The organism is Enterobacter sp. MGH 33, from assembly GCF_000534535.1.
GTDB classification, from domain to species: Bacteria; Pseudomonadota; Gammaproteobacteria; order Enterobacterales; family Enterobacteriaceae; genus Enterobacter; species Enterobacter hormaechei_C.
The window spans coordinates 1,142,301-1,165,457 of the sequence record NZ_KI973212.1; the positions used below are offsets into that span (position 1 = coordinate 1,142,301).

The 23,157-nt window shown below is 55.5% G+C and carries 17 protein-coding genes; 13 read left to right on the top strand and 4 right to left on the bottom strand.

Going from position 1 to position 23,157, the window contains the following annotated elements; genetic code table 11:
* Nucleotides 1-74: 74 nt before the first annotated feature.
* The 9 genes from mrcB to fhuB all read left to right on the top strand — a co-directional run bounded on the left by mrcB (nucleotide 75) and on the right by fhuB (nucleotide 13,860).
* Nucleotides 75-2,600, top strand: coding sequence for a bifunctional glycosyl transferase/transpeptidase (gene mrcB, locus L379_RS18545; protein ID WP_015572709.1), 2,526 nt, complete (start codon nucleotides 75-77; stop codon nucleotides 2,598-2,600).
* A 272-nt stretch (nucleotides 2,601-2,872) separates the two neighbouring features.
* Complete coding sequence (locus tag L379_RS18540) at nucleotides 2,873-3,481, top strand: fimbrial protein (protein ID WP_015572710.1); 609 nt, start codon at nucleotides 2,873-2,875, stop codon at nucleotides 3,479-3,481.
* Nucleotides 3,482-3,524: 43 nt separating this feature from the next.
* Nucleotides 3,525-4,238, top strand: coding sequence for a fimbrial biogenesis chaperone (locus L379_RS18535; protein ID WP_032103211.1), 714 nt, complete (start codon nucleotides 3,525-3,527; stop codon nucleotides 4,236-4,238).
* A 20-nt stretch (nucleotides 4,239-4,258) separates the two neighbouring features.
* Nucleotides 4,259-6,736, top strand: coding sequence for a fimbria/pilus outer membrane usher protein (locus L379_RS18530; RefSeq protein ID WP_032652617.1), 2,478 nt, complete (start codon nucleotides 4,259-4,261; stop codon nucleotides 6,734-6,736).
* A 44-nt stretch (nucleotides 6,737-6,780) separates the two neighbouring features.
* Complete coding sequence (locus L379_RS18525; RefSeq protein ID WP_228100618.1) at nucleotides 6,781-7,728, top strand: fimbrial protein; 948 nt, start codon at nucleotides 6,781-6,783, stop codon at nucleotides 7,726-7,728.
* 204 nt (nucleotides 7,729-7,932) lie between these two features.
* Nucleotides 7,933-10,143, top strand: a complete 2,211-nt coding sequence (gene fhuA / locus L379_RS18520; protein ID WP_015572711.1) for a ferrichrome porin FhuA — start codon at nucleotides 7,933-7,935, stop codon at nucleotides 10,141-10,143.
* A 50-nt stretch (nucleotides 10,144-10,193) separates the two neighbouring features.
* Nucleotides 10,194-10,991, top strand: coding sequence for a Fe3+-hydroxamate ABC transporter ATP-binding protein FhuC (fhuC, locus tag L379_RS18515; RefSeq protein WP_032652619.1), 798 nt, complete (start codon nucleotides 10,194-10,196; stop codon nucleotides 10,989-10,991).
* A complete protein-coding gene (gene fhuD, locus L379_RS18510; RefSeq protein ID WP_003856240.1) occupies nucleotides 10,991-11,881 on the top strand; it encodes a Fe(3+)-hydroxamate ABC transporter substrate-binding protein FhuD in 891 nt (296 codons plus the stop codon). Before fhuC ends, fhuD begins: the two co-directional genes overlap by 1 nt.
* Nucleotides 11,878-13,860, top strand: coding sequence for a Fe(3+)-hydroxamate ABC transporter permease FhuB (gene fhuB / locus L379_RS18505; protein WP_017383744.1), 1,983 nt, complete (start codon nucleotides 11,878-11,880; stop codon nucleotides 13,858-13,860). The genes fhuD and fhuB overlap by 4 nt, the downstream gene beginning before the upstream one ends.
* A 527-nt stretch (nucleotides 13,861-14,387) precedes the next feature.
* Here fhuB and hemL read toward each other — a convergent pair.
* Nucleotides 14,388-15,668, bottom strand: coding sequence for a glutamate-1-semialdehyde 2,1-aminomutase (hemL, locus tag L379_RS18500; protein WP_032652622.1), 1,281 nt, complete (start codon nucleotides 15,666-15,668; stop codon nucleotides 14,388-14,390).
* A gap of 177 nt (nucleotides 15,669-15,845) precedes the next feature.
* Here hemL and clcA point away from each other — a divergent pair, with 177 nt between their 5' ends.
* Together clcA and erpA are read left to right on the top strand one after the other, a co-directional pair.
* On the top strand, nucleotides 15,846-17,246 hold the full coding sequence (clcA, locus tag L379_RS18495; RefSeq protein ID WP_017383743.1) for a H(+)/Cl(-) exchange transporter ClcA: 1,401 nt from the start codon (nucleotides 15,846-15,848) through the stop codon (nucleotides 17,244-17,246).
* Between the two features lie 85 nt (nucleotides 17,247-17,331).
* A complete protein-coding gene (gene erpA / locus L379_RS18490) occupies nucleotides 17,332-17,676 on the top strand; it encodes an iron-sulfur cluster insertion protein ErpA (protein WP_003856230.1) in 345 nt (114 codons plus the stop codon).
* A 58-nt stretch (nucleotides 17,677-17,734) separates the two neighbouring features.
* On the opposite strand, the gene L379_RS18485 is transcribed toward erpA, so the two are convergent.
* From L379_RS18485 to mtnN, 3 genes are read right to left on the bottom strand one after another with little or no spacing between them, the layout of a single operon-like run.
* Nucleotides 17,735-18,358, bottom strand: coding sequence for a TRIC cation channel family protein (locus tag L379_RS18485; protein WP_003856227.1), 624 nt, complete (start codon nucleotides 18,356-18,358; stop codon nucleotides 17,735-17,737).
* 23 nt (nucleotides 18,359-18,381) lie between these two features.
* Nucleotides 18,382-19,191 (bottom strand): vitamin B12 ABC transporter substrate-binding protein BtuF, encoded by an 810-nt coding sequence (gene btuF, locus L379_RS18480; RefSeq protein ID WP_032652624.1) that lies wholly within the window; start codon nucleotides 19,189-19,191, stop codon nucleotides 18,382-18,384.
* The gene (gene mtnN, locus L379_RS18475; RefSeq protein ID WP_003856223.1) at nucleotides 19,184-19,882 is read right to left on the bottom strand and encodes a 5'-methylthioadenosine/S-adenosylhomocysteine nucleosidase; all 699 of its coding nucleotides are present in this window, start codon (nucleotides 19,880-19,882) and stop codon (nucleotides 19,184-19,186) included. Before mtnN ends, btuF begins: the two co-directional genes overlap by 8 nt.
* A gap of 82 nt (nucleotides 19,883-19,964) precedes the next feature.
* On the opposite strand from mtnN, the gene dgt reads away from it, so the two are divergent.
* Together dgt and degP are read left to right on the top strand one after the other, a co-directional pair.
* Nucleotides 19,965-21,479 carry a dGTPase gene (gene dgt / locus L379_RS18470; RefSeq protein ID WP_015572717.1) on the top strand — a complete coding sequence of 505 codons (1,515 nt, stop codon included), beginning with the start codon at nucleotides 19,965-19,967 and terminating at the stop codon, nucleotides 21,477-21,479.
* Between the two features lie 132 nt (nucleotides 21,480-21,611).
* The gene (gene degP, locus L379_RS18465) at nucleotides 21,612-23,045 is read left to right on the top strand and encodes a serine endoprotease DegP (protein ID WP_015572718.1); all 1,434 of its coding nucleotides are present in this window, start codon (nucleotides 21,612-21,614) and stop codon (nucleotides 23,043-23,045) included.
* Nucleotides 23,046-23,157: the final 112 nt, after the last annotated feature.

Consider the following 23,157-nt stretch of genomic DNA (forward strand, 5'->3'; position numbering starts at 1 on the left):
AGATTTCTTCTTTCACTGACCTGTGCAAGATAAGAAAATCTGGCCTTTGCGCCTGAATGTTGCGGAGAAAAAGCATGGCGGGGAATGACCGCGAGCCAATAGGACGTAAGGGAAAGCCGACGCGTCCGGCGAAAGAAAAGGTAAGCCGTCGTCGCCTCAGAGATGAGGAGTATGACGATGACTATGAAGACGATTATGAGGATGAAGAACCGATGCCACGTAAAGGGAAAGGCAAAGGGCGTAAGCCTCGTGGTAAGCGCGGCTGGTTCTGGTTGCTGCTGAAGCTGTTCATTGTTTTTGTTGTCCTGATCGCGATTTACGGCGTTTATCTGGATCAGAAGATCCGCAGCCGTATCGACGGGAAAGTCTGGCAATTGCCTGCGGCAGTGTACGGCCGCATGGTGAACCTTGAGCCGGACATGTCCATCAGCAAGAACGAGATGGTGAAGCTGCTGCAAGCCACGCAGTATCGTCAGGTCACGAAAATGACCCGTCCGGGCGAATTTACCGTCCAGGCGAAAAGCATTGAGATGATCCGCCGTCCGTTCGACTTCCCGGACAGTAAAGAAGGGCAGGTGCGCGCGCGTCTGACCTTTGACGGCGATCGTCTGGAAACCATTGAGAACATGGATAACGATCGCCAGTTCGGTTTCTTCCGTCTCGATCCGCGTCTCATCACCATGCTGTCGTCCGCAAACGGCGAACAGCGCCTGTTCGTGGCGCGTAATGGCTTCCCGGATCTGCTGGTAGATACCCTGCTGGCAACCGAAGACCGCCACTTCTACGAGCACGACGGTATTAGCCTTTACTCCATTGGTCGTGCGGTACTGGCGAACCTGACCGCCGGGCGTACGGTGCAGGGGGCGAGTACCCTGACCCAGCAGCTGGTGAAAAACCTGTTCCTCTCCAGCGAGCGCTCTTACTGGCGTAAAGCCAACGAAGCGTACATGGCCGTGCTGATGGATGCGCGCTACAGCAAGGATCGTATTCTTGAGCTGTACATGAACGAGGTGTACCTCGGTCAGAGCGGTGACAACGAGATCCGCGGCTTCCCGCTGGCGAGCCTGTACTACTTTGGTCGTCCGGTAGAAGAGCTGAGCCTTGACCAGCAGGCGCTGCTGGTGGGCATGGTGAAAGGCGCGTCGATCTACAACCCGTGGCGTAACCCGAAACTGGCGCTGGAGCGTCGTAACCTGGTGCTGCGTCTGCTGCAACAACAGCAGGTGATTGACCAGGAGCTGTACGACATGCTGAGCGCGCGTCCGCTGGGCGTTCAGCCGCGTGGTGGGGTGATCTCTCCGCAGCCTGCCTTTATGCAGATGGTGCGTCAGGAGTTGCAGTCTAAGCTCGGGGATAAAGTGAAAGATCTCTCCGGCGTGAAGATCTTTACCACCTTTGACTCCGTGGCACAGGACGCCGCAGAAAAAGCGGCGGTAGAAGGTATTCCGGCGCTGAAAAAGCAGCGTAAGCTGAGCGATCTGGAAACCGCGATGGTAGTGGTTGACCGTAACACCGGCGAAGTTCGTGCCATGGTGGGCGGTGCTGAGCCGCAGTTTGCGGGCTATAACCGTGCCATGCAGGCGCGTCGTTCAATTGGTTCACTGGCAAAACCGGCGACCTATCTGACCGCGCTGAGCCAGCCGAATCTTTATCGCCTGAATACCTGGATTGCCGATGCGCCAATTTCCCTGCGCCAGCCTAACGGCCAGGTTTGGTCACCGCAGAACGATGACAGACAGTTCAGCGGCCAGGTCATGCTGGTGGATGCGTTAACCCGCTCGATGAACGTGCCAACGGTTAACCTCGGAATGGCGCTGGGCCTGCCGGCCATTACCGACACCTGGCAGAAGCTGGGGGTACCGAAAGATCAGCTGCACCCGGTGCCAGCGATGATTCTGGGGGCGCTTAACCTGACGCCAATCGAAGTGGCGCAGGCGTTCCAGACCATCGCCAGCGGCGGTAACCGTGCTCCGCTTTCCGCTCTGCGTTCGGTGATTGCCGAAGATGGCTCCGTGCTGTATCAGAGCTTCCCGCAGGCAGAACGTGCAGTTCCGGCGCAGGCGGCCTATATGACGCTGTGGACCATGCAGCAGGTTGTCCAGCGCGGTACAGGCCGTCAGCTGGGAGCGAAGTATCCGGGCCTGCATCTGGCGGGTAAAACCGGGACCACCAACAACAACGTCGATACCTGGTTCGCCGGTATTGATGGTCGTGAAGTGGTCATCACCTGGGTGGGGCGCGATAACAACCAGCCGACCAAACTGTATGGCGCGAGCGGTGCGATGTCGATTTACCAGCGCTACCTGGCCAACCAGTCTCCGGTGCCGCTGAACCTGGTTGCCCCGGAAGATATCGTTGATATGGGCGTGGACGCATCGGGCAACTTCATCTGCGGTGGCGGGATGCGTACGCTGCCGGTCTGGACGACTAACCCGGATGCGCTGTGTCAGCAAAGTCAGCCAGAAGAACCGACAGGTAACCCGTTCGATCAGTCTTCTCAACCCCAGCAGCCGCAGCAGCAACAGCCGCAGCAGCAGAATGAGAAGAAAGACAGCGACGGTGTCGCCGGCTGGATCAAGGACATGTTTGGCGGAAACTAATTAGTTTCCTGAATAAAAGGCCGCTTAATGATTAAGCGGCCTTTTTTTATATTTACATTCATTTATATTTAAAATTATTAAATTTAAAATGTAGAATAATTAATTTTTGCTTTTTTTTATCTAAAACAGAAAGTTGTGTCCGATTATTCGGGCATTATCATTTTGTGATCTAGACGTGATGAAGAATAATCTGATTAAATCCTCTCCAGAAATTTACTGACCTCACAGGATATTCCTTAGAGGACTTCCCAACATTTTTGTATATATCAAGAATGGATATCTTCATCATCACATATAAGGATATTGTTATGAGTAAATATGTTGTTTCAACGGTGTTGGCCAGCACGCTTATGGCTGCACTCTCTCTGCCGGTATTTGCAGCGAATGATTCTGGTACGGTAAATTTCGCCGGAAAAATTGTGGCGGATACCTGTGAAATTGATGTTGATGGCTCGGGGTCCAATACTTCCACCGTCACATTTGCAGATACTTATCCTTCTGATTTTGGTACTGACGGTCAGGTCGGGACGTCGAAGGCCTTTAAGATTGAAGTGAAAAAATGTGATCCGCTGGTTGCCAAACTGAACCTCAAGTTCAGCGGCACCACAACGGATGCGGAATACAAGCGCCTGAAGAACGATCTTTCCGGCGCTGGCAATGCGACCAACGTTGGCATCATTGTCAGTAATGAAAATGGGACTAAGGGGGACGTGGTTTTCAACGGATCAGAACCGGAAGCCGGTACCGATGTTGCGAACGATGCCACTGGCGCCACAGCATCTGTCTTTAATTACACCGCGAAAGTTATTCAGGTTGGTGATAACAAACCAACAGCAGGTCACTACTCCTCATCTGCAACGTTCGAGGTTGTTTATCGCTAAATCTATTTTGGCAGCCTGAAAGGGCTGCCTTCTGGAACGTAGTATGAATTATTTATTAAAATTGTTAGGTGGATGTTTGATTATCTCTTGCTGTTCAGTACAGGCAAGTGTGGTTCTCGGTGGCACGCGAATTATTTATCCATCGAATAAATCCGAAGTACAAATAGCACTCAAAAATAAAGACCCTCATACTCGATATCTGGTGCAAAGCTGGGTGAGTTACCCCAACGATGCAAAAGCACCTTTCATCATTACGCCGCCTGTCTATAAATTACAGGAAAATCGTCAGACCCTTTTGCACATCATTTTTACCGGCGATAAAAAAAATCTGCCCGCAGATCGCGAATCTTTATTTCTGGCGAATGTGAAATCCGTCTCGGCGTTATCACCTGACTTAAAAGACAAGAATACGCTGCAATTCGCGATGAAAACGCGTCTGAAACTGTTCTGGCGCCCTGCTGATTTGAAAGAAGCCGATGCCCTACAGGCCTATGAAAAAATCACGTTCCTCCGCCAGGGTAACAGGCTCATTGCGAAAAACCCAACGCCGTTTTACGTCTCCTTTGGCGAGCTGGCCGTGGGCGGGAAAAGTGTCCCTGTGACTGACACAAAAACCACGCCGGGGGCGATTTCAATGATGGTCGCACCTTTCAGCGAGCAATATTTTTCTGTGCCTCAATCTGCAAACGGGCCCGTGACGTGGACTGCTATTAGCGATTTCGGCGCGCAAACCTCCCAGCGCAAGCAGGCTCTTTAAACACACAATGCTGGTACCCTATGTCGTCATCTCCACTCTACAAACAGGTTCTGAAGGGAATCGCGTTAGCGCTGCTCGCGATGATCCAGCCTGTGAGTGCAGATGACGAATTTAACCTGCGGATCCTTGAGATGGACACTCCGCTGGAAAACACCTCAACGCTAAAAAATTTCATCAATGATAATGGCTTACTGCCGGGAAACTTTCTGACGACCATTATGTGGGATCGGGATGTTCTGGATAAACGCACGGTGAGTTGGATCTTGTCTGACGATAAGCAGCGCCTGTTACCGGAGCTGACCAAAGCGGATCTGCGTGCATTAGGGGTAAAAGTCGACACGATCCCGGACATGAAAGATCTGGATGATGCGGCGATAATCGATGACATCTCCCATTTTATTGATAATGCCCGCTACGATTACGACCAGGATAATCAGACCCTCAAGCTGGTGATCCCGCAAAAATACCGCGATCAGGCTGCGGCCGGGGCTATCGAGCCGAAATTCTGGGATGACGGTGCTCCCGCCGCCTGGACAAGCTACCAGTTTAGCGGCTCTCAGCAGCACTACCGTTCTGGTGAAACGTCATCTGCATGGCTTGGTCTGGAGTCGGGGATCAACCTCGGGGCGTGGCGGTTGCGTAACAACAGCACCTGGAGTGACAACGCCGGTTGGGATGCAATCGCCAGTACGCTGCAACGTGATATCAAAACCCTGCAAAGCCAGCTTGAGATAGGCCAGACGTACACTAACGGCGAGCTTTTCGACAGCGTCCAAATGACCGGCATGAAGCTGGAAACGGATACTTCCATGCTGCCCACCAGCCAGCAGGGGTTTGCCCCCGTGGTGCGTGGTATCGCAAATAGCGATGCAAAGGTCACCATCAGGCAAAACGGCTACACCATTTATCAAAGCAACGTCTCTCCGGGGCCATTTGAGATCCGCGATTTAAGCCAGGTCACATCCGGCGCGGATCTGGAGGTGACGGTGGAAGAGGCCGACGGCAGCGAACACAGCTTCATCCAGGCCAGCGCATCGGTACCGGTGCTACAGCGGGAAGGGGCATTTAAATATTCGCTGGCGGCAGGGCGTTATCGCGGTAATGAAGGTGAGGACGAGCCCCCTTTTCTGCAAGGGACGGTCATTTACGGCCTGCCTTATGGCGTAACAACATACGCCGGCGCGCTCGTTGCATCGTCGTATCAGGCTATGCTGGCGGGAACAGGGGCCGATCTTGGCCGTTTCGGATCGGCATCCGTGGATGTGACCGCCGCCCGTACGGCTTTTGATGATGGACGAGATGATGCCCGCGGGATGTCATGGCGTGCGCAGTATTCCAGGGATATTCCGGATACAGACACCACCGTGACGCTTGCCAGCTACCGTTATTCCACCTCAGGGTTTTATACCTTTCAGGAAGCTGTCGACCAGCGTGACAGCGAGATTGACGATGGGATTTATACCTATCGGCGAACCAATAATCGGCGCAGCCGCATGCAGGTTAATCTTTCCCAACGCGTTTCGGACTGGGGATCGGCTTACCTTAATGGCTATCAGCAGGATTACTGGAACATGGCAGGACACGAGCGCAGCGTCAGTGCGGGGCTAAGCTCCGGCTGGCGCGGTATAACCTGGTCGGTAAGCTACAGCCTGACGCGTACGCCGGACGCCAATACCGATCGGCAAATGGCGTTGATGGTCAACGTACCTCTTTCACGCTGGTTAGCGAACGCCTGGTCAACTTACAGCGCCAACACTGCCAGCGGTGGATTCGTTTCGCATCAGGTAGGGATCGGCGGCACGGCACTTGAGAACAATAACCTCAGTTATAACCTCCAGCAGACCTATGCCAGTCACGATACTGGCTATGGTGGCAGTGTATCCGGGCGCTACCGGGGATCTGCCGGTGATGTCGGGCTGGGGTATAACTACGGGGGCGATAACCGACAGTGGAACTACAGCGCGCAGGGTTCAATTGTTGCGCATGAACATGGAGTAACCCTGGGGCAATCCGTCCGCGACGCCTTTGCCATTGTCCATATCAAAGATGGCGATAACGTCAAAGTACAGAACGGGCGAGGGATCTACACCGATCGCTTTGGTAACGCGATTGTCCCTTCCCTGACGGCCTACCGGAAAAACGGTATTACGGTCAACACCCAGGATCGTGAAGATATTGAAATTGCCGCCGCTACCCAGGATGTTGTCCCAACAAAAGGTGCGGCCATCTCAGCGAATTTTGATGCACGAGTGGGGAAGCGTGCGCTTATCACGCTGCTTTTCCACGGCAAGCCGGTACCTTTCGGCGCCATTGTCACGCAGGAAAGTGCAACGGCTATCGTCGGTGATGAAGGAGAAGTCTGGCTTACCGGTCTGCATGAAGCGGTTTCCCTGAATGTGCAGTGGGGTGACGGGCGCGATCAACGGTGTGCGTGGGCGGGGGATCTCCCTCCCGGGCGCTCAGCAACTATTTTGAAAATGACGGTAAATTGCCAATGAGGCGTAGCAAAGAACTATTCATCAGCGCAATGGCTGGCCTAATCATGCTGTTTTCAGCTCCGGCATTCGCAACTTGTACATTTACGGGAGGCGGAAGTAGCGGGGGAATTGTTACCTTCAACATTCCCGCTGTCATCCAGCTTGAGCCAGACGTTCAGGTCGGTACCATTATTTATGACGCCAGCGTGGAATCAGGTGAAATTGCGCAAAGATGTGATGGTGATTCCGTTCGGGTACGTAGAGGCTATCTCTCATTGAGTGATGCTGATGCACGTGAAGATGTTTTACCCGGAGTGTATAAAACCAACGTGGCCGGGATTGGCATTCGCGTTGCAGCGTCTACAACCCAGTTCCCCAGCTATACCGAAGAAGACATTATCAGGCCGGAAACTTATCTTGGCACGATCAGAAGCTTTTCAACGAATTACAATTTCCGGGCTACCGCTCAGTTGATCGTTATTGGTGAAGTCGAAGAGGGCGATCTTAATACGTCCCTGTTAACCTCACATGAAACTTACGATAACGACGTGATAGGCGAAATCCGCTTTTCACCAACCAGTGTACATATCACAACAAACACCTGTAACCTGGTGGATAAAAACATCTACGTGCCGCTAGAAACGGTCAATGCGCACGATTTTAACGGTCAGTATTCTGACATCCTGACCGACAGTCGTTTCAGAATTGATATTACGGACTGCGCCGCCGGGACAAAAATTGATTATCAGTTCACCAGTGCAGGGTCGACTGGCGTAACGGATGGCAATATCCTCAATATTGCTACCGGAGACAACGCTGCAAGCGGCGTAGGCATTCAAATCCTCGACAAGAACGATGCGGTGTTACAGTTCGACCAGAGCTACACGGCAATAACCCGTAGCCAGGACAACGTCCCGGTTGAGATCCCACTCAAAGCCCGTTACATCAAAACGGGAGAGGTTAAAGCCGGGAAAGTCGACGCCGTCGCGACTTTCGAACTCTTCTATCGTTAAGCCCTCCGGCCCATTTCGGCGGGCTTTAGCGATCATTTCGCTAACTTCATTAACCCTCTATTTTCATCTGGTTAATTCTTAAACCCTTAAATCTTGTAGGGCCGCATACTGCTTGCTATGCAGCCAACGTTTCGCATATTATTCTGCGGTCATAATAATAATTCTCGTTTACGTTATCATTCACTTTTCCATCAGAGATCCATCATGGCGCTTTCCAATACTGCTCAGCCAATTAACACGTCGCTGCGTAAAATCGCGGTCGTCGTAGCCACAGCGGTTGCCGGCATGTCTGCTTATGCTCATGCCGCCGAAACCCCGAAAAAAGAAGAAACCATTACTGTTACTGCCGCACCGGCTGCGCAGGAGAGTGCCTGGGGGCCTGCACCGACGATTGCAGCAAAGCGCACTGCAACGGCGACGAAAACCGATACACCGATCGAGAAAACCCCGCAGTCCATTTCCGTGGTCACACGTGAAGAGATGGACATGAAACAGCCGGGGACGGTTAAACAGGCGCTGGCCTACACGCCGAGCGTTTTCGCAACGCGCGGCGCCTCCACAACCTATGACGTGGTTTCTATTCGTGGTTTTACGACCTCCAGTACAGTGAACACCAACCAGTATCTGGACGGTATGAAGCTGCAAGGGGATAACTACTCTGAAGCGTCGATGGACCCATACTTCCTGGAGCGCGTAGAGCTGCTGCGAGGCCCGACGTCCGTACTGTATGGCAAAAGCCACCCTGGCGGCGTAGTGAGTATGGTCAGCAAGCGTCCAACCACGGAACCGTTAAAAGAAATTCAGTTCAAAATGGGGACGGATAACCTGTGGCAGACTGGGTTTGACTTCAGCGACGCGATTGATGATAACGGCGTGTGGTCCTACCGTCTGACCGGCCTGGGACGCAGTGAAAATGCGCAGCAGGAGATGGTGAAGTCTACTCGTTACGCGATTGCGCCGTCTTTCAGCTGGCGTCCTGATGATAAAACCGATTTCACTTTCCTGAGCAACTTCCAGAGCGATCCGGATGCGGGTTACTACGGCTGGCTGCCGCGTGAAGGTACCGTTGTGCCTTACTATGATGCTAACGGAAAGGCGCACAAACTGCCGACCGATTTCAACGAAGGCGATGAAGACAATAAGATCTCCCGTCGTCAGAAAATGGTGGGTTACAGCTTCGCGCATGAATTCAACGACACCTTCACCGTGCGTCAGAATCTGCGTTATACCAAAATCAATACGCTTTACCGTTCAGTTTACGGTAACGGCTATATCGCTCCGGCCCAGATCAGCCGTGCGTACGTGCGCTCAGATGAAGACCTCAACTCGTTCACGGTTGATACACAGCTCCAGTCGAAATTCGCGACCGGTGCCGTTGACCATACGCTGCTGACGGGGGTGGATTACCTTCGTATGCGCAATGATATTGATGCTGACTACGGTACCGCCGATCCGATCAGCATGAACAATCCGCAGCACGGCAATGCGAACGTCAATGTGAACTTCCCGTATGCCATGCTCAATCGCCAGGAGCAGACCGGGCTCTATGCGCAGGATCAGGCGGAATGGGATAAGTGGGTACTCACCATGGGTGGCCGCTATGACTTTGCAAAAACGTCTGCCTTTAACCGTAATAACGGGACCACCGCGGAAATTAACGATCAGGCATTTACCTGGCGCGGGGGGATTAACTACCTGTTCGACAACGGGATTACCCCATACTTCAGCTACAGTGAATCCTTTGAACCGCTCTCTGGCACCACCCAGGGCGGCAAACCGTTCGATCCGGCGCGCGGCAAGCAGTATGAAGCGGGCGTGAAGTATGTTCCGAAAGATCTGCCTGTTGTGGTGACGGCCGCGGTATATCAGCTGACCAAGAACAACAACCTGACCGCCGATCCGGCGAACCCGACCAGCGGCTTTAGCGTGCAGGGCGGTGAAATTCGCTCCCGTGGCTTTGAGCTGGAAGCGAAAGCGGCGGTGTCGGCTAACGTGAACGTAACGGCGGCCTACAGCTACACAGATGCGGAATATACCCACGATACCTGGTATGAAGGTCGTCGTCCGGCAGAAGTACCGCGCAACATGGCATCCCTGTGGGCGGATTACACCTTCCACGAGACGGCGCTGAGTGGCCTGACCGTCGGTGCGGGCGCGCGTTACATCGGTAACACGGTGACGTACTACTCCTCAGCGTCGCCTAAAGCCTATGAGTCCTTTAACGTCGCGGGTTATGCCCTGGCGGATGCGACCGTGAAATACGATCTGGCGCGCTTCGGTCTGCCGGGATCTTCCGTCGGCGTCAACGTGAACAACATCTTTGACCGTGAATACGTCTCCAGCTGCTACAGCGAGTATGCATGCTACTGGGGAGCAGGACGCCAGGTTGTTGCCACCGCGACCTTCCGCTTCTAACCTCTTTATGGGCACGGTTCGCCGTGCCCTTTTTATTTAAGTTGGCTGACATGCAGGATAATAAAACGCAATCCGACTCCACCTTCACGCTTAACAATCTCTCCTTTCGCGTACCCGGGCGCACCTTGCTGCATCCGCTCTCTTTGACGTTTCCCGCAGGTAAAGTGACCGGTTTAATCGGGCACAATGGTTCCGGTAAATCGACGCTGCTGAAGATGCTGGGTCGTCATCAGCCGCCGTCCGGGGGCGACATTTTGCTGGATGACCAGCCGCTGGCGAGCTGGAGCAGTAAGGCCTTTGCCCGCAAGGTGGCCTATCTGCCGCAGCAGTTGCCGCAGGCGGAGGGGATGACGGTGCGCGAGCTGGTGGCGATTGGACGTTATCCGTGGCACGGTGCGCTCGGGCGTTTTGGCGTCGCTGACAGAGAGAAAGTGGAAGAGGCGATCGCGCTGGTTGGGTTAAAACCGCTGGCGCATCGTCTGGTGGATAGCCTGTCCGGTGGCGAGCGTCAGCGCGCATGGATCGCGATGCTGGTGGCGCAGGACAGCCGCTGCCTGCTGCTCGACGAACCCACTTCGGCGCTGGATATTGCTCATCAGGTTGACGTCCTGGCGCTGGTGCATCGCTTAAGTCAGCAGCGCGGCCTGACGGTGATTGCCGTTCTGCATGATATCAACATGGCGGCACGCTATTGCGACTACCTGGTAGCGCTGCGCGGCGGTGAAATGATCGCTCAGGGTACGCCTGCCGAACTGATGCGCAGCGAAACGCTGGAACATATCTACGGTATTCCTATGGGCATCCTGCCTCACCCAGCCGGGGCTGCACCCGTGAGCTTTGTCTACTGATGCTGGATTCAACATTCATTAGCCGCCGTCGCCTGCTGACGGCCATGGCGCTCTCACCGCTGCTGTTAAAGATGGGCCCGGCCCGCGCTGCCGCTATCGATCCGCACCGCATCGTGGCGCTGGAGTGGTTGCCCGTCGAACTGATGATGGCGCTTGGCGTGACGCCTTACGGCGTGGCCGATATTCCCAACTACACCCTGTGGGTGAATGAGCCAAAACTGCCGGACTCCGTCATCGACATTGGCCTGCGTACGGAGCCGAACCTTGAGCTTCTCACCCAGATGAAACCGTCTTATTTATTCTGGTCTGCGGGGTACGGCCCGTCGGAAGAGACCATGGCGAAGATTGCGCCAGGGCGGGGCTTTTCCTTTAGCGACGGCAAAAAGCCGCTGACCATGGCAAAAAATTCCATCCACGAGATGGCGCAGTTTCTCAACCGTGAGGCTCAGGCGAAAAAACATCTCGATGAATTTGATGCGCTGATTGATTCCCTCAAGCCGCGCTTTGCCCATCGTGGCGATCGGCCTTTGCTGATGGTAACCCTGCTGGATGCCCGCCATATGCTGGTCTTTGGAAATAACTGTCTGTTCCAGGAAGTGCTCGACAGCTTTGGCATTCGCAATGCCTGGGAAGGCGAGATGACATTCTGGGGCAGTACCGCCGTGGGTATTGACCGTCTGGCGGCGTTTCGTGATGTGGACGTGCTGTGCTTCGATCACGGGAACGAGCGCGAGATGCAAACCCTGATGGCGACCCCGCTCTGGCAGGCAATGCCGTTCGTCCGCGAGCAGCGCTTCCTGCGCGCGCCAGCGGTATGGTTCTACGGCGCGACGCTGTCGGCAATGCATTTTGCCCGCGTGCTGGACAATGCACTGGGAGGCAAGGCATGAGCACGCGTATGGCCCGTTTCCCAATGTTGCTGTTAGCGCTCATTTTTCTGGCTGCCCTGATGTTAACCGGCTTTAACCTGAGCACGGCGTTACCGCGCGATCAGTGGGCAGCCGCGTTTGCCGCACCGGATATCGATAATATTCAGCAAATGCTGTTCCACTACAGCCTGCTGCCGCGTCTGGCTATCTCCCTGCTGGTCGGAGCGGGGCTGGGACTGGTGGGCGTACTGTTTCAGCAGGTGCTGCGTAACCCGCTGGCAGAGCCGACCACGCTGGGCGTGGCGACGGGGGCTCAGCTGGGGATCACCATCACCACTCTCTGGACCCTGCCGGGAGCGTTAACCTCGCAGTTTGCCGCGCTGGCAGGCGCATGTGTGGTCGGTGCGCTGGTCTTTGGCGTGGCCTGGGGAAAACGTCTCTCGCCGGTCACGCTGATCCTCGCGGGGCTGGTCGTCAGCCTCTACTGTGGGGCGATCAACCAGCTGCTGGTGCTGTTTCACCACGACCAGCTGCAAAGCATGTTTATGTGGAGTACCGGCACGCTCACCCAGACCGACTGGAGTATCGTCCAGCGCCTGTGGCCGCAGCTGTTCGGCGGCGTGGTGCTGACGCTGCTGCTGCTGCGTCCGCTGACGTTGATGGGCCTCGATGACGGCGTGGCGCGCAATCTGGGGCTGGCGCTGTCGCTGGCGCGTCTGGCGGCCCTGACCCTGGCGATTGTGCTGAGCGCGTTACTGGTTAACGCCGTCGGCATCATCGGGTTTATCGGCCTGTTTGCGCCATTGCTGGCAAAAATGCTCGGCGCGCGCCGTCTGCTGGCGCGTCTGATGCTGGCTCCGCTGATTGGTGCGCTGATCCTCTGGCTTTCCGATCAACTCATTCTCTGGCTGGCGCGCGTCTGGATGGAAGTTTCCACGGGCTCGGTGACGGCCCTGATCGGCGCGCCGCTGCTGCTGTGGCTGTTGCCGCGCCTGCGCAGCATTAGCGCCCCGGCAATGGATGCCGGCGATAAAGTACATGCCGAACGTCAGTCGGTGGTGTGGTTCAGCCTTGCCGGGCTGGCGGTGCTGGTTATCGCCTCGTTTGCTGCACTCTCGCTGGGACGCGACGCCACGGGCTGGCACTGGGCGACGGGGGATTTGCTGCATGAACTCATGCAGTGGCGCTGGCCGCGGATCTTCTCCGCGCTGATTGCGGGCGTCATGCTGGCGGTGGCGGGCTGTATTATCCAGCGTCTCACCGGCAACCCGATGGCAAGCCCGGAAGTATTAGGGATCAGCTCCGGAGCCGCGTTTGGCGTAGTGTTGATGTTGTTCCTCGTGCCGGGAAATGCGTTCGGCTGGCTGATGCCTGCCGGGAGTATCGGCGCGGCAGTCACGCTGATGATTATCCTGATCGCCTCCGGGCGAGGGGGGTTCTCACCTCACCGCATGCTGCTGGCCGGGATGGCGCTCAGCACCGCGTTTACTATGCTGCTGATGATGTTGCAGGCGAGCGGCGATCCGCGCATGGCGCAGATCCTGACCTGGATTTCCGGTTCAACGTACAACGCCACCGGCAGTCAGGTGGTGCATACCGGGATTGTGATGATCGTGCTGCTGGCGATTGTGCCGCTGTGCCGTCGCTGGATGACCATTCTGCCGCTGGGTGGGGATACCGCCCGCGCGGTCGGAGTGGCGCTGACGCCAACGCGTATCGCCCTGTTGCTGCTGGCCGCGTGCCTGACGGCGACGGCCACCATGACTATCGGCCCGCTCAGTTTTGTCGGATTAATGGCGCCGCATATCGCCCGTATGATGGGCTTCCGCAGGACTTTGCCGCATATCGTGATCTCTGCGCTGACGGGCGGAGCGATCCTGGTCTTTGCTGACTGGTGCGGAAGGATGGTGCTGTTCCCGTATCAGATCCCGGCGGGCCTGCTGTCGACCTTTATCGGCGCGCCGTACTTTATATATCTGTTGAGAAAGCAAAGTCGGTAATAAAAGTAAACGGCAATCCTTAGATTGCCGTTTTCGTTTTTGCTCCCTCTCCCTGTGGGCTGAGGGTTCCCCACAAAATAATGCCTGCACAGACGGCCCCCTCTCCCTTGAGGGAGAGGGCTGGGGTGAGGGGGAACATACGGCTCTGGTGGTCATTCCGTTCACGTTATGTTCCTTGCTACTCTGTCACGACATGACCGGTGAACGTGCCAGGGTGGCTCAGTCGCCACCACCCTGGCGACCCGGGCTTCCGGCGGAAAATCGCCGCTTCGCGGTACCTTCGGCTTATTCCTTCCGGCTTATCGGGTACGGGCGGAGGAAACGTCCCTGTAAAGCCCGCCCTCTCGGCGCATCCCTGCGCCTCGCCCCGACCTACAGGAAACGCCTCAGCGATTTACAGCCGGACCGAGGCATCGCTGAAAGCCCTCAGTTATTCTGAGGCAACGTTATCGCTTTTGCTTTCAAATTACTGGGGAACCCTCTCCCCTGTGGGAGAGGGTTGGGGTGAGGGCATCAAGCCGCACATTTTACAGCTTCGCAAACACCTTACGCGCTGCGTCGATGGTGTTATTGATATCTTCTTCGCTGTGTGCCACGGACATAAAGCCCGCTTCAAACGCTGACGGGGCCAGATACACGCCTTCTTCCAGCATCAGGTGGAAGAAGCGTTTGAAGCGTTCCACGTCGCATTTCACCACGTCCTGATAGCAGGTCACGGTTTTCGCATCGGTGAAGAAAATCCCGAACATCCCGCCGACGTGGTTTACCACCAGCGGAATACCCGCGTCTTCTGCGGCTTCCAGCAGGCCGTTTGCCAGCTGCGTCGTTCGGTCCGTCAGGGTTTCGTGGATACCCGGCTGCGCCACTTCGGTCAAACAGGCAAAGCCCGCAGCCATCGCAATCGGGTTACCGGAGAGCGTACCTGCCTGGTAAACAGGACCGGTTGGCGCCAGCGCGTCCATCACGTCCTTACGGCCGCCAAACGCGCCGACAGGCATGCCGCCGCCAATGATTTTGCCGAGGCAGGTCAGATCTGGCTCTACGCCGTAGTATGACTGCGCTCCCGCCAGCGCGACGCGGAAACCGGTCATCACTTCGTCGATGATCAGCAGCGCGCCGAACTCATCGCACAGTGCGCGCAGGCCCGGCAGGAAATCCGGCTGCGGTGGAATACAGTTCATGTTGCCCGGCACCGGTTCAACGATGATGCAGGCGATCTCCTGCGGATACTGCTCGAACGCGGCGCGAACGGTGTTCAGATCGTTATAGGTGCAGGTCAGCGTGTGTTTCGCGAAATCAGCCGGCACCCCCGGGGAGTTCGGTTGACCGAGCGTCAGCGCGCCGGAACCGGCTTTTACCAGCAGGCAGTCGGCGTGGCCGTGATAACAACCTTCGAACTTGATGATCTTGTCACGACCGGTAAAACCGCGCGCCAGACGAATAGCGCTCATGGTCGCTTCGGTACCGGAGTTCACCATACGCACCATGTCCATCGTTGGCACCAGCTCGGTGACCAGCTCCGCCATTTTGACTTCCATCTCGGTTGGCGCGCCGAAGCTCAGGCCGCGCTGAGCGGCTTCAATCACCGCGTTGCGGATCGCCGGGTGGTTGTGCCCCAGTACCATCGGGCCCCAGGAGCCGACGTAATCGACATAGGCTTTACCATCCACATCATACAGATATGCCCCATCCGCACGTTCGATAAACAGCGGGGTGCCACCCACGCCGGTAAAGGCGCGCACGGGTGAGTTCACGCCGCCTGGGATTAGCTCGCGGGCTGCGCTGTAGAGGTTTTCAGACTTGCTCATGGCGTCGTTCCTGGTTCGTAGAAATAAGTTAAGGCAACTATTCTAAGTGATTCGGAAGAGGTTATAAAATTTTTGCCCCTCAGAAGGCTTAACAATTGTTAAGTATTTTTCAGGGGACGAGGGGATTGTCTCTGGTAGAATCCCTGCGGCCTTTTGTATGACGAAACAGAACAGGTAATGAACGAGAACACACCTTCTTTTGAACAACAACAGTTTACGCGCGCGAAGCACCGGGTCAGTATCCGGCGGCTGCTCAACCGTGACAAAACCCCGTTAGCCATTCTGCTGGCAGCCGCCGTGGTCGGTACGCTGGCCGGGCTGGTGGGGGTCGCATTCGAGAAAGCGGTCAACGCGGTGCTCAACTGGCGCATAGGTACCGTCGCCAGCTTTGCCGATCGGGAATGGCTGGTCTGGGTGTGGGCCTTTGGCCTTTCGGCGCTGTTTGCCATGGTGGGGTATTTTCTGGTGCGTAAATTCGCACCTGAAGCAGGTGGCTCGGGGATCCCTGAAATTGAGGGGGCGCTGGAGGAACTACGCCCGGTTCGCTGGTGGCGGGTGCTTCCTGTGAAATTTATCGGCGGGATGGGAACCCTCGGGGCGGGCATGGTGCTCGGTCGGGAAGGGCCAACGGTACAGCTGGGCGGTAACGTCGGGCGCATGGTCGGCGATCTGTTCCGTATGCGCAGCGCCGAAGCACGACATACACTGCTGGCGACGGGGGCCGCAGCGGGGCTGTCTGCGGCGTTTAACGCGCCGCTGGCGGGTATCCTGTTTATCATTGAAGAGATGCGCGCCCAGTTCCGCTACAACCTGATCTCCATTAAAGCGGTGTTTACCGGCGTGATTATGTCGAGCATTGTCTTTCGCGTCTTTAACGGCGAAGGAGCGGTGATTGAAGTTGGCAAGCTGACCAATGCGCCGGTCAATACTTTATGGCTGTATCTGGTTCTTGGGATGATTTTTGGCGTCGTCGGCCCGCTTTTTAACACCCTGATTTTACGGGCGCAGGATATGTTTCAGCGCATCCATGGCGGAAATACCACGAAATGGGTGCTGGTGGGAGGCCTGCTTGGCGGCGTGTGCGGGATCCTCGGTTTCATCGAACCGAATGCGGCGGGCGGCGGTTTCGGCCTGATTCCCATTGCCGCGGCGGGGAATTTCAGCGTAGGCCTGCTGCTGTTTATGTTTATTTCACGCGTCATCACCACGGTATTGTGCTTCTCCTCTGGCGCCCCGGGCGGCATTTTTGCTCCGATGCTGGCACTGGGGACGCTGCTGGGTACGGCGTTCGGGATGGCGGCGGCGGCAGGTTTCCCGGCCTACCATCTGGATGCGGGGACGTTTGCGGTTGCGGGAATGGGGGCGCTGCTGGCGGCCTCCCTGCGCGCGCCGCTGACCGGGATCGTACTGGTGCTGGAAATGACCGACAATTACCAGCTCATTTTGCCAATGATCATTACCTGTCTCGGCGCGACACTATTAGCCCAATTCCTGGGTGGAAAACCGCTATACTCCACCATTCTTGCCCGTACCCTGGCGAAACAGGAAGCTGAACAGGCCCTGAAGCAGAATACTTGAATGAATTACCAGGGTATTAGATAATGACAAAAAGAATTGGGTGATTTTTGCCCAATAGCAGTCGCAGTATTCATGGGAGCATAAGATGAGTGATGACGTAGCGTTGCCGCTGGAATTTACCGAAGCAGCAGCGAAAAAAGTGAAAACCCTGATTGCCGACGAGGACAATCCGGATCTGAAACTGCGTGTTTATATTACCGGCGGCGGCTGTAGTGGCTTCCAGTATGGTTTTACCTTTGACGATCAGGTTAACGATGGTGATATGACTATCGAGAAACAGGGCGTCGCGCTGGTGGTTGACCCGATGAGCCTGCAATATCTGGTGGGCGGTTCAGTGGACTACACTGAAGGTCTGGAAGGTTCGCGCTTTGTGGTGACTAACCCGAATGCGACCAGCACCTGCGGGTGTGGTTCTTCGTTCAGTATTTAAGCCTGAACGCAGATTGTAGGCCCGGTAAGCGAAGCGCTACCGGGCTTATAAACGACGCCTATCTTGAATTTTCATCCAGCGCAAACGTCGGCAGCTTCAGGTGCCAGCGTATCGCCGCTAAACGGATCACCAGCGTGACCACCATCCCCAGCATCGCCGCATTCTCCAGCGGGACAGCAAAGGTGTAATACGCCGTGGCGTGAACAATCCCCCCGATGATACAGGCCGTCGCGTAGATTTCTGTTCGCAGGATCATCGGGACTTCTCGCGCCAGTATGTCGCGAATAATCCCTCCGCCCACGCCGGTTAGCACGCCCATACAGATCGCCACCAGCGGGCCAGTCCCGGCAATAAAGGCTTTATTCACGCCTATTCCCACAAAGACCGCCAGACCGACGGCATCCAGCACCGGCAATATCCATTTTGGCAGTCTGCGAGGCTGACGAACCAGCACGATGGTTAACAGGCAGGTGACCATCGCCACCACCAGATCCGTGGGATCTTTTACCCAAAATACCGGGCCATTTGCCAGCGCCATATCGCGGATCGTTCCGCCTCCCACCGCCGTAACAACGCCGAGTACCAGTACGCCAAAAGGATCCATGCGTAGTTTTCCGGCAAGCAAAACGCCGGAGATAGCAAAAACGGCTGTGCCAAGAATATCCAGCCAATACACGAGCATCGTTAAATCCTCGAAGGGGGTATTTATCTGTTTGAGTGACTCTCTGCCAGTTCGGCGCAGAGTTGTTTTGCGGCGAGGATAATACGCGGGCTGGCGCGTTCAAACCAGTCGCTGTTGAGTGCGATAACCGGAATTTTAAGCTGCCGATGCCAGAATTGTTCTATTTTAGGAATCTCGCTCGCATTTCCGACCACCACAATGGCCTGCGGTTGTCGCGCAAGAACCTGCTCACGACTGACCTGGGGCCAGGGAACCCGGCTTTCGGCAAAGATATTTTCACCTCCACAGGTTTCAAGCACCTGGTTCTGGATCGAGCCTTTACCGGTAGTAAACAGCGGCTGGCTGCCAAATTGCAGAAAAACGCGTTGTTTCGGTTGCGTGCCGTATCGGGCTTTTAGCGCGGCATAGTCGTTGAGCATCTGCTGTGCAGCCTGCCCGGCGCGTTGGGGGGTAGGGCTGAAGGGCGCGAGGTCACGGAGGGTTTGCGCCACCTGTTCGATGCTCACCGCGTCCACCCATTTTACCGTTATTCCCAGCGAAGAGAGCTGGTTCACCTGCCGTTCGGCATTACCGCCGCGCCAGGCGAGGACCAGATCGGGCTTCAGCGCCACGATGCGTTCCAGGTTCATTCCCTGCCAGGTGGCAACCTGTTCGATATGGGCGGCCTGCGGTGGATAATCGGAAAAGCTGCTCACCGCAACGGGCGTGATCCCGGCGGCAAACGCCAGTTCCGTATTGGCAGGGGAGAGAGTGATCACCCGCGGCGCGGCGATGAGCCAGGCCGGAGCGAGCAGAAGCAGGGCGACCAGCTCCCTGAATGACACCTTACCCACGCGCCAGTTTCTGCACCAGAGTTTCCACCATCACGGTGGACTGTTTGGCCGCAACGGCCAGGAATTCGTCGAAGCTGATGTGGGACTGCTGGTCCGCCACGTCAGAGATCGCGCGAACGACCACGAACGGCACGCTGAAGTTATGGCATACGTGCGCGATGGCTGTGGCTTCCATCTCAACGGCCACAGCCTGCGGGAAGTTATGACGGATTTTCGCCAGACCGACAGAGCCGTTGATAAAGGCATCGCCGCTGACGATCAGGCCACGCACCGCATTGAGGTTCAGCTCGTTAATGCAGCTTTCAGCGGCGGCAATCAGCTTATCATCCGCTTTAAACCCGGCCGGGCAGCCCGGAAGCTGACCATATTCGTAGCCGAATGCGGTGACATCTGCATCGTGATAACGCGCTTCGTCGGAAACCACGATATCGCCCACTTTCAGCGTCGGCGCCAGACCGCCCGCAGAACCCGTATTAATGATAACGTCAGGCTTGCAGCGCTCAAGCAGCAGGGTCGCGCCCAGTGCCGCTGCAACTTTACCGATGCCTGATTTCAGCAGAGCCACGTCAACACCGTTCAACTGGCCGGTGTAGATCTCACAGCCACCGAGGGAGAGAGTCTGACGGTTCTCAATTTTGTCACGCAGCAGCGTAACTTCTTCTTCCATTGCACCAATAATGCCGATTTTCATAGATTTACTCGCGATGTGCCTTGTTAAGATGCATAGTCTATCATGCGGTTAAGGGGAAACGCATTCTCACGCGGGGGAGCACATGGCACCAATCGATTTTCGCACCAAAATTAACTGGCACCGACGTTTCCGTTCGCCACAGGGCGATAAGAGCGAACATGAGATCCTGCGCATTTTCGAAAGCGATCGCGGACGCATCATCAACTCGCCCGCCATCCGTCGGTTACAGCAAAAAACCCAGGTGTTCCCGCTGGAGCGTAACGCCGCGGTGCGTACGCGGTTAACGCACTCCATGGAAGTGCAGCAGGTGGGGCGCTACATTGCGAAAGAGATCCTCAGTCGCCTTAAAGAGCAACGTCTGCTGGAAACCTACGGACTGGATGAACTGACCGGGCCGTTCGAAAGCATCGTTGAGATGGCCTGCCTGATGCACGATATCGGCAATCCTCCCTTTGGTCATTTCGGCGAGGCCGCCATCAATGACTGGTTTAAACAGCGGCTTTTTCCCTCTGACGCCATAAGCCAGCCGCTCAGCGATGACCGCTGTGTGGTACGCGATTTATGCCTGCGTGAAGGCGAAGATAGCCTGAACGATCTGCGCCGTAAGGTGCGCCAGGATCTGTGTCATTTCGAAGGTAACGCGCAGGGGATCCGTCTGGTGCACTCCCTGATGCGGATGAATCTGACCTGGGCCCAGGTGGGCTGTATTCTTAAATACACGCGTCCCGCATGGTGGACCGGAGAAACGCCCGCCACGCATAGCTACCTGATGAAAAAACCGGGCTATTACTTATCGGAAGAAGCATACATCGCGCGGTTGCGTAAAGAACTGTCTCTGACCCCTAATGGCCGTTTTCCATTGACATGGATTATGGAAGCGGCTGATGACATTTCTTATTGCGTGGCCGATCTGGAAGACGCGGTGGAAAAAAGAATATTCAGCGTCGAGGAGCTGTATCAGCATCTTCATGATGCCTGGGGAGAGCATGAAAAAGGTTCTCTGTTTGCGCAGGTCGTCGAGAATGCCTGGGATAAATCGCGTTCAAATTCGCTGAGCCGCAGTACCGAAGATCAGTTCTTTATGTATTTGCGGGTGAACACGCTGAATAAACTGGTGCCGTATGCGGCCGCCCGTTTCATTGATAATTTGCCGATGATATTTAGCGGGGAATTTAATCACGCCCTGCTGGAAGATGAGAGCAGTTTTAGTCAGCTTCTTGAATTATATAAAAACGTGGCTGTTCGCCATGTTTTCAGCCACCCGGATGTCGAGCAGCTGGAGCTGCAAGGATACCGGGTTATCAGCGGGTTGCTGGAGATTTATGGCCCGCTGCTCCAGCTGACGGTCGATGAGTTTAGCGAGCTGGCAAATAATGAACGTGTTCGCCGCCTGCCGATTGAATCTCGTCTCTATCAGAAGCTTTCAACCCGCCACCGGCTGGCATACATTGAAGCCGTCAGTAAAATAGATCGCCATTCTTCCCAATGGCCAGTCATGGAATATTATTATCGCTGTCGTCTTATCCAGGACTATATCAGCGGGATGACAGATTTGTATGCCTGGGATGAATACCGCAAGCTTATGGCCGTTGAATAAGCCATGAGTTTTGTAAAGACGACCAATAAATTTTTACTTTTTCCATAAACTTAATCCCGGAACTAAGCGGTATAAAACGAATCTGAGTTACACAGCAATTTTGCGTTATCTGGTAAATCGAGATTGAGAAACATGAAAAAAACCACATTAGCAATGAGTGCACTGGCTCTGAGTTTAGGTTTAGCGCTGTCCCCTCTGGCGATGGCGGCCGAGACAGCTTCCTCGGCAGCGACTGCGCAGCAGATGCCAAGCCTGGCCCCGATGCTCGAAAAAGTGATGCCATCGGTGGTGAGTATTAACGTTGAGGGCAGCACGACCGTCAATACGCCGCGTATGCCGCGTAATTTCCAGCAGTTCTTCGGCGACAATTCGCCATTCTGCCAGGACGGTTCGCCATTCCAGAGTTCTCCGTTCTGTCAGGGCGGCGGCGCAGGGGATGACGGTCAGGGCGGCGGCCAGCAGCAGAAATTCATGGCACTTGGCTCGGGCGTCATTATTGATGCAGCGAAAGGCTACGTGGTGACCAATAACCACGTGGTAGATAATGCTAACACCATTAAAGTGCAGATGAGCGATGGCCGTAAATTCGATGCCAAAGTGGTCGGTAAAGATCCGCGCTCTGATATCGCGCTGATTCAGATTCAGGATCCGAAGAACCTGACGGCGATTAAGCTTGCCGACTCTGACGCGCTGCGCGTGGGTGACTACACCGTCGCCATCGGTAACCCATTTGGTCTGGGCGAAACCGTGACCTCGGGTATCGTCTCTGCGCTGGGACGTAGCGGCCTGAATGCGGAAAACTATGAAAACTTCATTCAGACGGATGCGGCCATTAACCGTGGTAACTCCGGCGGTGCGCTGGTTAACCTGAACGGTGAGCTGATCGGTATCAACACCGCTATCCTGGCACCGGACGGTGGCAACATCGGTATCGGCTTTGCTATCCCGAGCAATATGGTGAAAAACCTGACTGCGCAGATGGTGCAATATGGACAGGTGAAACGCGGTGAGCTGGGGATCATGGGTACCGAACTGAACTCCGAGCTGGCGAAAGCGATGAAAGTGGACGCTCAGCGCGGCGCATTCGTAAGCCAGGTCATGCCGAACTCTTCGGCGGCGAAAGCCGGCATTAAAGCGGGTGACGTCATCACCTCTTTGAACGGTAAGCCGATCAGCAGCTTTGCCGCCCTGCGTGCGGAAGTGGGTTCTATGCCAATCGGCAGTAAAGTGACCCTCGGCCTGCTGCGTGAAGGTAAGCCGGTTAACGTGAGCCTGGAACTGCAACAAAGCAGTCAGAATCAGGTCGATTCCAGTACCATCTTCAGCGGTATTGAAGGTGCCGAGATGAGCAACAAAGGGGCAGATAAAGGCGTGGTGGTGAACAACGTGAAAGCGAACTCACCTGCTGCCCGTATCGGCCTGAAAAAAGGTGATGTGATCATGGGCGCTAACCAGCAGCCGGTGAAAAACATCGCTGAACTGCGCAAAATTCTCGACAGCAAGCCTTCTGTGCTGGCACTGAATATTCAGCGTGGTGATACCTCTATTTATCTCCTGATGCAGTAATCTTCTTAAGCCCCTGTTCGCAGGGGCTTTCTCTTTTCTGTGACCTTTCCTACAACTCCATACATCTCTCTCTGCCTTTGGGCATCTGCACAATGCAGCCTTAGCTGAACTT

What these genes read in the sequence shown, in the direction of transcription:
- mrcB (WP_015572709.1), top strand. Translation starts at nt 75, where the DNA reads ATGGCGGGGAATGACCGCGAGCCAATAGGACGTAAGGGAAAGCCGACG.
- L379_RS18540 (WP_015572710.1), top strand. Translation starts at nt 2,873, where the DNA reads ATGGATATCTTCATCATCACATATAAGGATATTGTTATGAGTAAATAT.
- L379_RS18535 (WP_032103211.1), top strand. Translation starts at nt 3,525, where the DNA reads ATGAATTATTTATTAAAATTGTTAGGTGGATGTTTGATTATCTCTTGC.
- L379_RS18530 (WP_032652617.1), top strand. Translation starts at nt 4,259, where the DNA reads ATGTCGTCATCTCCACTCTACAAACAGGTTCTGAAGGGAATCGCGTTA.
- L379_RS18525 (WP_228100618.1), top strand. Translation starts at nt 6,781, where the DNA reads ATGCTGTTTTCAGCTCCGGCATTCGCAACTTGTACATTTACGGGAGGC.
- fhuA (WP_015572711.1), top strand. Translation starts at nt 7,933, where the DNA reads ATGGCGCTTTCCAATACTGCTCAGCCAATTAACACGTCGCTGCGTAAA.
- fhuC (WP_032652619.1), top strand. Translation starts at nt 10,194, where the DNA reads ATGCAGGATAATAAAACGCAATCCGACTCCACCTTCACGCTTAACAAT.
- fhuD (WP_003856240.1), top strand. Translation starts at nt 10,991, where the DNA reads ATGCTGGATTCAACATTCATTAGCCGCCGTCGCCTGCTGACGGCCATG.
- fhuB (WP_017383744.1), top strand. Translation starts at nt 11,878, where the DNA reads ATGAGCACGCGTATGGCCCGTTTCCCAATGTTGCTGTTAGCGCTCATT.
- hemL (WP_032652622.1), bottom strand. Translation starts at nt 15,668, where the DNA reads ATGAGCAAGTCTGAAAACCTCTACAGCGCAGCCCGCGAGCTAATCCCA.
- clcA (WP_017383743.1), top strand. Translation starts at nt 15,846, where the DNA reads ATGAACGAGAACACACCTTCTTTTGAACAACAACAGTTTACGCGCGCG.
- erpA (WP_003856230.1), top strand. Translation starts at nt 17,332, where the DNA reads ATGAGTGATGACGTAGCGTTGCCGCTGGAATTTACCGAAGCAGCAGCG.
- L379_RS18485 (WP_003856227.1), bottom strand. Translation starts at nt 18,358, where the DNA reads ATGCTCGTGTATTGGCTGGATATTCTTGGCACAGCCGTTTTTGCTATC.
- mtnN (WP_003856223.1), bottom strand. Translation starts at nt 19,882, where the DNA reads ATGAAAATCGGCATTATTGGTGCAATGGAAGAAGAAGTTACGCTGCTG.
- dgt (WP_015572717.1), top strand. Translation starts at nt 19,965, where the DNA reads ATGGCACCAATCGATTTTCGCACCAAAATTAACTGGCACCGACGTTTC.
- degP (WP_015572718.1), top strand. Translation starts at nt 21,612, where the DNA reads ATGAAAAAAACCACATTAGCAATGAGTGCACTGGCTCTGAGTTTAGGT.